This window comes from Hymenobacter algoricola (assembly GCF_039539525.1).
GTDB classification, from domain to species: Bacteria; Bacteroidota; Bacteroidia; order Cytophagales; family Hymenobacteraceae; genus Hymenobacter; species Hymenobacter algoricola.
In genome coordinates, this window is sequence record NZ_BAABDH010000028.1 from 1 (window position 1) to 10,307 (window position 10,307).

General features: G+C 66.6%; 9 protein-coding genes, 1 pseudogene and 1 riboswitch. Of the genes and pseudogenes, 8 read left to right on the forward strand and 2 right to left on the reverse strand.

Annotation, left to right across the window (positions count from 1 at the left end; translation table 11 throughout):
* The 8 genes and pseudogenes from ABD842_RS08230 to ABD842_RS08265 form a co-directional block, all read left to right on the forward strand.
* Nucleotides 1-214, forward strand: a pseudogene (locus ABD842_RS08230) (IS3 family transposase); the annotation flags it as partial.
* Nucleotides 215-264: 50 nt separating this feature from the next.
* The gene (locus ABD842_RS08235; RefSeq protein ID WP_345112472.1) at nucleotides 265-1,224 is read left to right on the forward strand and encodes an alpha/beta hydrolase; all 960 of its coding nucleotides are present in this window, start codon (nucleotides 265-267) and stop codon (nucleotides 1,222-1,224) included.
* A gap of 55 nt (nucleotides 1,225-1,279) precedes the next feature.
* Nucleotides 1,280-1,666, forward strand: a complete 387-nt coding sequence (locus ABD842_RS08240; RefSeq protein ID WP_345112474.1) for a nuclear transport factor 2 family protein — start codon at nucleotides 1,280-1,282, stop codon at nucleotides 1,664-1,666.
* A gap of 95 nt (nucleotides 1,667-1,761) precedes the next feature.
* Nucleotides 1,762-2,691: a glycerophosphodiester phosphodiesterase gene (locus ABD842_RS08245; protein ID WP_345112476.1), complete on the forward strand. Its 930-nt coding sequence runs from the start codon at nucleotides 1,762-1,764 to the stop codon at nucleotides 2,689-2,691.
* 40 nt (nucleotides 2,692-2,731) lie between these two features.
* A riboswitch (Fluoride riboswitch) is annotated at nucleotides 2,732-2,805 on the forward strand.
* 44 nt (nucleotides 2,806-2,849) lie between these two features.
* Nucleotides 2,850-4,145, forward strand: a complete 1,296-nt coding sequence (locus ABD842_RS08250; protein ID WP_345112478.1) for a chloride channel protein — start codon at nucleotides 2,850-2,852, stop codon at nucleotides 4,143-4,145.
* A 241-nt stretch (nucleotides 4,146-4,386) separates the two neighbouring features.
* On the forward strand, nucleotides 4,387-6,072 hold the full coding sequence (locus tag ABD842_RS08255; RefSeq protein WP_345112479.1) for an SBBP repeat-containing protein: 1,686 nt from the start codon (nucleotides 4,387-4,389) through the stop codon (nucleotides 6,070-6,072).
* 507 nt (nucleotides 6,073-6,579) lie between these two features.
* Nucleotides 6,580-6,777, forward strand: a complete 198-nt coding sequence (locus tag ABD842_RS08260; RefSeq protein ID WP_345112481.1) for a hypothetical protein — start codon at nucleotides 6,580-6,582, stop codon at nucleotides 6,775-6,777.
* Nucleotides 6,778-6,862: 85 nt separating this feature from the next.
* Nucleotides 6,863-7,270, forward strand: a complete 408-nt coding sequence (locus ABD842_RS08265) for a DoxX family protein (RefSeq protein WP_345112483.1) — start codon at nucleotides 6,863-6,865, stop codon at nucleotides 7,268-7,270.
* Between the two features lie 111 nt (nucleotides 7,271-7,381).
* On the opposite strand, the gene ABD842_RS08270 is transcribed toward ABD842_RS08265, so the two are convergent.
* A complete protein-coding gene (locus ABD842_RS08270) occupies nucleotides 7,382-8,914 on the reverse strand; it encodes an ArnT family glycosyltransferase (protein ID WP_345112485.1) in 1,533 nt (510 codons plus the stop codon).
* A 180-nt stretch (nucleotides 8,915-9,094) separates the two neighbouring features.
* Nucleotides 9,095-9,805, reverse strand: coding sequence for a hypothetical protein (locus ABD842_RS08275; RefSeq protein WP_345112487.1), 711 nt, complete (start codon nucleotides 9,803-9,805; stop codon nucleotides 9,095-9,097).
* Nucleotides 9,806-10,307: the final 502 nt, after the last annotated feature.

The window sequence follows — 10,307 nt, forward strand, 5'->3', positions numbered from 1 at the left end:
GCTTAAAGAAGCCACCGTCCAGCGCTTCCACTATCAGACGACGCAAGAGCTCAACGAGCACCTACAAGCCTTTTTGCTGGCCTACAACCACGCCAAAAGGCTCAAAACCTTACGCGGCCTCACGCCACATGAATTTGTGTGTGCCCAGTGGCAGAAAAACTCAGTTAACTTTACCCAGGACCCGACCCACCTCACGCTGGGACTATACACCTAGCGGAGCCGGCCGTAAGCGTTTCATAAACCCCGCCCGTTTTCGCTTTGCGTATGCCCGCCGCCAACTCCTACCAGCCCGATATGCTCGGCCCCGACTTCGAGCAGCTCATTCTGCCCCAGCCCGCCGACTACGAGGGCCCGGTGCAGAGCACCCTGGTGCGCCGCCGCGCTACCCAGCCCGGCCGCCGGGCCGTGCTCTACGTGCACGGATTCAACGACTATTTCTTTCAGCAGGAAATGGCCGCCCAGTACCAGCAGCACGGCTACCGCTTCTACGCCCTCGACCTGCGCAAGTACGGCCGCTCCTGGCTGCCCCACCAGCAGCCCAACCACGTGCGCAACCTGCGCGAGTACTACGCCGACCTCGACGACGCGCTGACCGTCATGCAGGCCGAGGGCCACGACCAGATTGTGCTCAGCGGCCACTCTACCGGCGGCCTGGTCACGGCCCTGTACTGCCAGGACGGCCGCAACCGCGGGGCCGTGTCGGCGCTGTTTCTGAACAGCCCGTTTCTGGCTATGCACCAGAGCTGGGTCAACCGGCACGTGGGCGTGCCCCTGGCGGCGGCAGCGGGCCGGTTTGCCCCCGACCTGAAGCTGCCCGCTATGCTGCCCTCCGTGTACGGGGAGAGCCTGCACCAGCAGTACCGCGGCGAGTGGGACTATTATCTGCCCTGGAAGCCGCTGGACATATTTCCCGTGACGCTGGGCTGGCTGCGGGCCATCCATGCCGGCCACCAGCGCGTCCGGCGCGGGCTGGCCATTGCGGTGCCGGTGCTGGTGCTGCACTCCCAGCAAACGGCGGCCGGCAAAGGCTGGAATGACGAGTTCTTCCGGGCCGACATTGTGCTCAACGTGCGCGACATCCGGACGCTGGCGCCCCGGCTGGGGGAGCGGGTGACGGTGCAGGCCATTGCCGGCGGCCTGCACGACCTGGTGCTGTCGGCGCCGGCGGTGCGGGCGCAGGTGTACCGCACGCTGTTTGCCTGGCTGGCCACCACGCTGGGGTAGCCCGGGCTTCTTCTGCGCTTCAAACCAGCTTCTTCGCTTCAAACCAGCTCCCGCTATGCCCAGCTCCCCCGCCCGGAATAAGCAGCACGCCATTGATTTCTACGACCTGATGTTCAACCAGGGCCAGCCCGCGGCGGCCGTAGCCCGGTACGTAGGCGCCGACTACACTCAGCACAACCCCCACGTGGGCAGCGGCCAGCAGGCTTTTATCGACTATTTCGAGCGGATGGCGCGGGAGTACCCGGGCAAGCGGGTGGAGGTGAAGCGGGCCGTAGCCGAGGACGACCTGGTAGTGCTGCACTGCCACCAGCACTGGCCCCACGACCACGACTACGCCGGCATCGACATCTTCCGCTTCGACGAGGACGGTAAAATTGTGGAGCACTGGGACGTGCTGCAGGTGGTGCCCGCGCTGCAGGCCCACGCCAACGGCATGTTCTGAGGGGCCGGCCGACCAAGTAGGCCAAACCGGAACCCGGCGTCCGGCGTAGGGAATACAACCGCCGGCCGGGGGACTGTTCCGGGCCGGGGTGCTGTATGAACAAACGCTGTGGGCTGCTGTGCGCAGCCTTCCTGCTGGCTTACTCCACGGCCTGGGCCCAGTCGGCGACCCTGCGGCGGGAGCCGGGCCGCCTGGTGGTGGTGGGGCACGCGGGCTCCGGATTCTTTCGCCCCTTCAATACGTTCAACCCGCTGCCGCCCAGCAGCCTGCGCAGTGAGCTGAAAGCCCTGCGCGACGGCGCCGAGGGCCTCGAAGTGGACCTGCAGCTCAGCCAGGACAGCGTGCCCGTGCTCTACCACGACGTGACGCTGAACACGATGACCAAAACCGGCCGGGGCTGCACCAATGAGCATCCGGCCGCCGCCCTCACCCGGCTGCGCTACCAGGGGGGCTGGCCCTACGACTGGCTGCAGCACGAGCGGATCATCACCTTCGACACGCTGCTGGCCCGCCTGGCCCGCCGCCCCGGGTTTCCCTACCTCCACCTCGACCTGCACGAAGATCTGCCCTGCCTGAGCCCCGGGCAGCGGCTGGTGCACTCGGCGGCCCTGGCCCGGCAGCTGGTGCGGCTGCTGCAGCGCTACCACGTGCCGGCCGACCGGGTGCTGTTCGTCTCCGACCAGGTGCCCACGCTCCAGCGCCTGCGCCGCCTGTGGCCGGCCGCGCCGCAGGGCTACGAGATAACCCGGGACTTTGCCCCGAACCTGCGGGAAGCCCGCCGCCTGAACGTGGATGCGGTGGTGCTCAATACCCGGCTTACTACCCCCGCCAACGTCGGGCAGGCCCACGCTCTGGGCCTGGCAGTGGTAACTTTTGGCGCCCGTTCCAAAGCCCGTATTAGGGAGGTAGTGACGGCGGCGCCGGATGCCTATGAGGTCGACAACGTGAGCAAGCTGCGCCGGGTGCTGGCCCGCCCCCGGCCGTCGGCCGCGCCGGACCCGGCCTGGCAAAGCCTGGCGCGCTAGGTGTGGGCTGCCGGCGGAAGCAGATTATGTCTACCTTGGCCCCGCATACGGTGATGGATTTCCACCGCGAACCGCCGAAGCTCCGGGCTTTGCGCTGATGATTCCTACGCAAGGGGCTGCTCTGCCGGCGGCCCGGGTTTCATCGTATGGTTTGCTTTATGCCGCGCTACTCCGCCTTTCTTCGCCTGCTGCCCGCCCGCCTGCGGTCTTCCGACGTGTTGGTTACCCTTCACTTTCTGCTGCGCTGGCTGCTGCTGAGCCTGCTGGTCGGGGCGCTGGCCGGCTCGGCGTCGGCGCTGTTTCTGGTGTCGCTCGACTGGGTGACGCGCTGGCGGGAGCTGCACGAGTGGGCGCTGCTGCTGCTGCCCGTGGCCGGACTGGTTATCGGCCTGGCTTATCATTATGTCGGTAGGGGAGTAGTACGGGGCAACAACCTGATTCTGGACGAGATTCAGGCTCCCCGCACCCTGATTCCGCGGCGGCTGGTGCCGCTGGTGCTGGGCAGCACCCTGCTCACCCACCTGGTCGGCGGCTCGGCCGGGCGCGAGGGCACCGCCGTGCAGATGGGCGGCGCGCTGGCCGATGAGCTCACCCGCTGGTTTGGCCTGCGCCCCCGCGACCGGCGCCTGCTGCTCATTGCCGGCATGAGCGCCGGCTTCGCGTCGGTGTTCGGCACGCCGCTGGCCGGCGCCGTGTTCGGGCTGGAAGTGTTGCTGCTGGGCCGTTTGCGCTACGATGCCTTGGTGCCCGCTTTCCTGGCTGCCGTCAGCGCCGACTACGTGACCCGGGCCTGGGGCGTGGGCCACACGGCGTACCCGCCGCTGGCGGCGCTGCCCGTTACGCCGCTGGCGGTGGGCTGTACTCTGCTGGCCGGAGCCTTGTTTGGGCTCACGGCCCGCACCTTTGCCACGCTCACGCACTGGATCAGCCGGCAGTTTGCGCGCCTGACCTACCCCCCGCTGCGGCCGGTGCTGGGAGGGGTGCTGCTGCTGCTTATCGTGGGGGCGCTGGGTACTACGCGCTACGTGGGCCTGGGCATTCCCGTGATTCTGGACGCTTTCCGGGCTCCGCTGGCGGGCTCCGATTTTGCCTGGAAGCTGCTGCTGACGGCCCTCACGCTGGGCTGCGGCTTCAAGGGCGGGGAGGTGACGCCGCTGTTCTTCATCGGGGCGGCCCTGGGCTCGGCGCTGGCGCTGGTGCTGCCGCTGCCGGTGGCGCTACTGGCCGCCATGGGCTTTGTGGGCGTCTTTGCGGGAGCGGCCAACACGCCCCTGGCCTGCACCCTGATGGGCCTGGAGCTGTTTGGGGGGCAAAGCGGCCTGTACCTGGGCCTGGCCTGCGTGGTGGCCTACCTGTTTTCCGGGCACCACGGCATTTATGCGGCGCAGGTTATCGGTCAGGCCAAGCACGGGCGCCACGCCCGGCAGCAGGGCCGGCGGCTGGGGGAGCTGTAGGGCGCTGGATTCGCCGCTGAGCGGCCCCGGAAATCAGAAAGCCGCCGGGAAGGTTGCGTGGGCCGGAGCCGGCCCATGCAACCTTCCCGGCGGCTTCTTCCTCCTGAGAATACTTTGAACGGCCGGGTGGCCCTCCGCTGCTGCCGGCCGTAGCTGCGGATAAATTTGCTGGCCCCGCTTGCCGGGAAGGGGCGCTGCCGTACTTTCGCTTTCGTATTCACCTAACCCATACCTCATTCTCATGCATACTTCTATTTCCTCCCTGTTGTCCCGCCTGACGTTGCTGGCGGCCCTGGGCTTCCCGGCCCTCACTACCCAGGCGCAGGTTGCGGCTCCCACCTGGGCTTCCGTACAGCGCTCCACGGCGGCCGCGGCCTCCAGTGGCGCCCAGGCCGAAAAGGTGGCGGTAGCCGCTGACGGCAGCCGGTTCGTAAGCGGTGCTTTTGCGGGTCCCGTAAATTTTGGGGGCACTACGCTACCCGTGGGCTCCTCCCAATCGGGCATCTACGTGGCCAAGTACGACGCGAACGGGACGCTGGTCTGGATCCGCTACGCGCTGGAAACGGACGGCGAAACGCGGGCGGCAGTAGCCGTCGATGCCGCGGGCAACGCTATTCTGACCGGCTATTTTGGCGGCTCCCTGAGCTTCAGCAACACCACTATTGCTCCGCTGACCACTGCGGGTCCCGGCGTCACCGACTCGTACGTGGCTAAGTTCGACCCGCAGGGCAACCTGCTCTGGGCCCGCGCCGGGGGCGCTACCGCCAACGGGGATGCCTACGCCGCTACGGCCGGTACTGATGCCCTGGGCAACATCTACGTGGGCGGCGACTTCAGCGGCTCGCTCAGCTTCGGCGGCACCCCCGTTACGGCTAGCAACGAGAATATTTTCCTCTTCAAGCTCACCCCGGCCGGCACCGTCGTGTGGGCGCGTACCGCCGGGGGCGCCGACTCCGACTACGGCTACGCCCTGACCACGGACGCGGCCGGCAATGCCTACCTCACGGGCTCATTCTCCAATTCGGCCACCTTCGGCACTACTACGCTGACGACGGGGGGAAGCAATGATGAGGATGGGTTTGTGGTAAAATACGACACCCAGGGCACCGTGCAATGGGCCCAGCGCTTCGGGGTTGCGACCAACGGGGACTCCGGCAGCAGCATTGCCGTCGATGCGGCGGGCAACGTTGCCGTGGGTGGGTACACCGACTACTTTTTCAATGGCACCGAGGACGGTAACAGCATTTTCCTGGGACGCTACAACAGCCAGGGTGTCAACCTTTGGTCGCGGAAGATTACGCCCACCGAAACGAGCTATATTTCCGGCTACGGGGTGGCGTACGACGGCAAGGGTGGCCTGTACCTGACCGGCAACTTCCTGGGCTCCCTCACCTTCGGCTCCACCACGCTCACGGCCGTCAACAACGACAACGGCGACCTGTACGTGGCCCGCTTCAATGGGCAGGGCAATGCCGTATGGGCGGATAAGGTATCCAGCCCGGGCCAGAATAATGGCGTAATTGGCCTCGACGTGGCCGCCGACGCCCTGGGCAACGCCTACGTGGCGGGCGTCGTGGGCGGCAACGCTACCTTCGGCACTATTGCGACAAGCGGCGTAGGCATCAACGCCTTCGTGGCCAAGCTCAACGCCGGGGGGACCATCACCGCCAGCCGCCCCGCGCAGGTTGCCCTGGCGCTGAGCGTGTATCCGAACCCGGCCTCGGAGCAGGCCATGCTGATGCTGCCCGTGGGCGGCGGCCGCCTGGTGCTGACCGATGCCCTGGGCCGCACCGTGCGGGAGCAGACGTTGCCCGCCACGGCCGGCGCCTGCCCGGTAGCTCTGACCGGCCTCACGCCAGGTCTCTACCACCTGCAGGCCACGCTCGGCAACGGCCAGCCGGCCAGCGCCCGCCTCACCGTACGCTAGCCTCAGCTACTGCGCTGCCCGCCGGGTAGCGCAATCAGAAAGCGGCCCTGCTGAATAGCGGGGCCGCTTTTTTAGTGCCCGTACCTGTTCCCAACCGGCTGGTTGCCCTGCCCGGGCGGCGGTCGTTTTCCCAGTCGTCCTTGCTGCTTTTTCTCTGCCCGGCAAAAACGGCTGTCCTCCTGAGGGAAGCGTAAGCGGACCGAAGGACCTGCCTGCTTAAGTGACCAACCAGCTTCACCGCTCAACGCCCCTGTCGTACCCCGCGGAAGAGCTTTGGGCGTTGAACTGCGTAGTGCGTAGTGCGGAGACGCAGTGGCAGTCCTTGCCCTCTGCTGCGCTTCAATCAAAATACCAGACGGAAGTGAAGCGCAAAGCCAGGGTGGGGAAGTGGCCCTAGGGGCAGCGCCGGCCGACCCATAGTACCCGTACTGCCCGCACTCCGCCTGGTATCCGGCCAATCCATTTTCGGGGCCGGCCGTACTAGGGCCGCCACCCTTGCCAACGGCGGTGCTGCTTTCCATATCCTTTCCCTCCGACCGTCCCGCAGATCTGCTCACCGGGCGCGGCGCCGACCTATATGCCCGCAACGGCAGCGGCGGCCTGGTCCTACTGTTTGCCACCCCGTTTGGCTGCCCCAACCTGGTGCCCGTGCTGCGCTGCGTTGCTGACGGCTACGGCCGGCTCGGGCCGGGCTTCGCGAAGTAAAACTTCGCGTTACGGCGTCCCCTGACTGCGAAACCGTGTTAGCCGCCGTTTCTTTCTCCCCGTCACTTCTAACCCTGCCAACGCCATGAACGACACGATTTCCCGCTACTCGCCCTACGTGTTTGCCCTGCTGCGCATCGTGGTGGGCCTCCTGTTTGCCATGCACGGCAGCCAGAAGCTGCTCGGCTCCCCTGGCGACAAGCCCGCCGTGGCGCTGGCCGGCCTGATGGGCGTGGCCGGCATCATCGAGCTGGTGGGCGGCCTGCTCGTTGCCCTGGGGCTGCTCACCCGCATTGCCGCCTTTTTGTGCAGCGGCACCATGGCCGTGGCCTACTTCATGGCCCACGCCCCCAACGGCGCCCTGCCCATCATCAACGAGGGCGAGCTGGCAGTACTCTACTGCTTCGTGTTTCTCTACATCTGGGCCCACGGCCCCGGTATCTGGAGCCTCGACAGCATGCTGCGCCGCGACGACCCCGTGCCGGTCCGCTAAGCCCAGGTTGAGGCTTCCTTAGGAGAAGCCGCCCGTTTTCCGCCCCCGTTCAGCGTGCCGGCCGGCCGCCCGAGCGGGGGCGGTGCTGTTAGCGGCGCTTGCCCGGGCCCGCTACCAGCTTTGCAGGGGCGCCTTGATGACCAGCACGTCGGGGCCACGCATATAGGCGGGCAGCACCTGCTGGCCATGGTCGGGGAAGGTGGCCAGGCGGATGCCCCGGGCGCGCAACGACCGGTACTCGGCCTCCGTAGGCCACCACGAGTACACATTGCGGCTGGAGTAGAACATGGCCTCTACGTCCTCCAGCGCAGTCGTATTGAACACCACGTAGCCCGGCGGCACCAGGGCGTCGAGCTGGCGGTAGACGGCGGTGTGCTGAAGCTTCTGCTCCCGAAACGTGCGGCTTGACTTGGCAAACCGCAGGGTGTGGTGCTTGAGCAGGGCGTCGGGACGCAGGTTGAGCAGCACAATCAGCAGCAGGAGCAGGGTCCAGCCCACGGTAGCGGCCCGGGTGCCGCTGCCCAGCAGGTGCTGCTCACTCTCGGCGCACACAATGCCCACCAGCAAGAGCAGCAGCGGCGATACGATGTAGGTGTAGGACGGCATCTTGGTGGCCGCCGCCGAGAAAAACAGGAATACCACCGCGCAGATCAGCAGCAAAGGCCGCAGGGCGGGCCTCGGCCGGCGCAGGGCCAGCACCAGGCCGCCCACGATGAAGGGCAGCAGCCACTGGTACTGGTAAAACAGGTTGCGGAAGTAGAAGTACCACGGCCCACCTTGCCCTTCCACCGCTTTCCAGAAGTGAATAGCCGAAAACTGCTGCTCGTAGGCGCTTTCCACCGGGAAGCGGTGGTGAATGTAGAGCTGCCAGGGCAGAAACACGGCCAGCGCCACCAGCCCCGAGGCGCCCAGCCGCAGGTACTCGGCCGGCTGCCGGCGGCGGGCGGGCGTGCTGAGCAGGGTGAGGCCCCAGCCGGCGTACACCACCAGCCCCGGCAGCCACTTGCAGAGCGTGGCGGCCCCGGCCAGCAGGCCCGCCAGCAGACTCCAGCGCCAGACCCTGGCCCCCGGCTGCTGGCTTTCGACGTAGGCCCAGATGCTGGCCGTGATGTAAAACAGAAACGCAATGTCGCTGTGGTCCACGCTCTGTCCGCCGCTGATCAGCTCGAGCTGGTACTGGGCAAACACCAGCAGCAGGGCCGTGAAGTAGCCCGCCGCCCGGTTGTAGGCCAGCTTGCCGATGCGGTACACGGGCCAGATCAGCAGGGTGGTGAGCAGCACGCTGGGCAGGCGCACGGCCAGCTCACTGACCCCGAACAGGTGCATGCTCAGCGTCATCTGCCACAGAAACAGCGGCTGCTTGTGCACCCAGATGTGGTTGCAGCACCAGGTCTGGTAGTTGTAGGGCAGCACCGGGTGCAGGCGCAGAATGGGGGTGGTCCAGTCGGCCAGCATATTCTTGGCCACCAGGGCGTGGTACTTCTCGTCGAAGTCGTGCAGAAACGGGTCGACGGTGGCCATGACCAGCCGTAAGCTCAGGCCCGCTCCCATCAGCGCCCCGATGGCGGCCCGGTCGTGGCGGCGGTAGTAGCAAAATAAGCTCAGCAGGGTGAGCCCCAGCGTGAGGCCAAGAAGAAGAAACATGCCGGAACGAAGCCGTTGGAAAATCGGGATAAGCGGTGCAATGATAGCAGATAGGCGGCCAAGCGGGCGTATTCCGCGCCGGGTGCTACCCCACCCGGACGGCCCGGGCACCCTGGGGCCCACGCAAAAGCCCCACCACCCGGCCGCGGGCAGTGGGGCCTGGTGCCGGCGCAACCCGGTTCAGGCAGCCGGCGCCGCTGGTTTCTGGCTGGTTTTTTCGGCGCCGGGGGCGGTGGACAGGCGGTAGAGCTGCTGCTTGACGGGGCTTGCGACGAAGGCCACCTTGGCGGCCCGGCTCACCTGCTGCCCGAACTGATAGGCCGCGTTCTGCACGCGCACGTAGTCGTCGGAGCCCTCGGTGTTGGTGCCCTTGCGCATCTCCTGGCCGGTGTCGGCCGCTTCCAGGTCCTGGGCGAGCTGCCGGAGGTCGGCGAGCTTGGCGGCGCTGAAGCCGTGCGGGGTGAGCTGGGCTTGGTCGCGGGTGGCGGCCTGCAGGGCGCCGGGCAGCAGGGCCCGCATCTTGTCGTGCTTCTGCCGGGCCTGGGCGTACTGCTTTTTGCCGTACTGGTCGAGGCGGCCGGGGTTGTTGGGAAAGGCCTGCTCGACGTAGTAAAACAGCGCCTGCACCTGGGTGCGGGCCTTGTCCATCAGCGCATCCACGGCCTGGGTGTCCTCCTTCAGCTCGTGGCGCAACGCCGCCCCCGGCTTGGCCGCATCGGCCGCTTCGAGGGCCATGAGCCACTGGGTGCCGAAGGCAGCGCTGAAAGTGGGGTTGAAGGCGGTAAAGGCCGTCAGGTCGGCCAGGTAATGGCTGTGCATGGTGCGCATGTTCTGGCGCATTTCACTGTCGGGGCCGGCATACTGGCGGTCCTCGGGTTTGGTCTGCTTCATAAGAATAGGAGAGTTGAGGTGAATACTGGCTCAACGGTAGCACCTATCCGGCTTGTAAGCAATAGGCTATGCATGAGGTCGGTACCGACAGCCGTGCTGGCAGGACCAACCGCCCTAATGGCGGTAGCAATGCCCTCCCCACCGGCGTGAATGAACGCAGAGAGGGCGTGAACGAACGGAGGGGCGCCGTGAATGAACGCAGAGAGGGCGTGAACGAACGGAGGGGCGGTGTGAATGATCGGATAGAGGCCGTGAACCATCGCAGAGGCGGTGTGAACCATCGGAGGGAGGCCGTGAACGAACGCAGGGCCACCGTGAAGCATCGCAGGGGCAGCGTGGGTGACCGGAGGGGCGGTGGGAAACGAAACCGGCCCGCTGGTGGGCGGGCCGGGGAGATTAAGAGGGTGTTTGGGAATTTAGGCAAGCCGGTTTAGGCATAAGGCCATGTTGGCGAGCAAGAGCCAGGTGACGTGGCTGGCGGGGGTATACTCGTAGTCAATGG

Excerpts from the sequence above, each read along its gene's own strand:
- ABD842_RS08255 (WP_345112479.1), top strand. The coding sequence starts at position 4,387 with ATGCATACTTCTATTTCCTCCCTGTTGTCCCGCCTGACGTTGCTGGCG.
- ABD842_RS08265 (WP_345112483.1), top strand. The coding sequence starts at position 6,863 with ATGAACGACACGATTTCCCGCTACTCGCCCTACGTGTTTGCCCTGCTG.
- ABD842_RS08270 (WP_345112485.1), bottom strand. The coding sequence starts at position 8,914 with ATGTTTCTTCTTCTTGGCCTCACGCTGGGGCTCACCCTGCTGAGCTTA.
- ABD842_RS08235 (WP_345112472.1), top strand. The coding sequence starts at position 265 with ATGCCCGCCGCCAACTCCTACCAGCCCGATATGCTCGGCCCCGACTTC.
- ABD842_RS08240 (WP_345112474.1), top strand. The coding sequence starts at position 1,280 with ATGCCCAGCTCCCCCGCCCGGAATAAGCAGCACGCCATTGATTTCTAC.
- ABD842_RS08250 (WP_345112478.1), top strand. The coding sequence starts at position 2,850 with ATGCCGCGCTACTCCGCCTTTCTTCGCCTGCTGCCCGCCCGCCTGCGG.
- ABD842_RS08275 (WP_345112487.1), bottom strand. The coding sequence starts at position 9,805 with ATGAAGCAGACCAAACCCGAGGACCGCCAGTATGCCGGCCCCGACAGT.
- ABD842_RS08245 (WP_345112476.1), top strand. The coding sequence starts at position 1,762 with ATGAACAAACGCTGTGGGCTGCTGTGCGCAGCCTTCCTGCTGGCTTAC.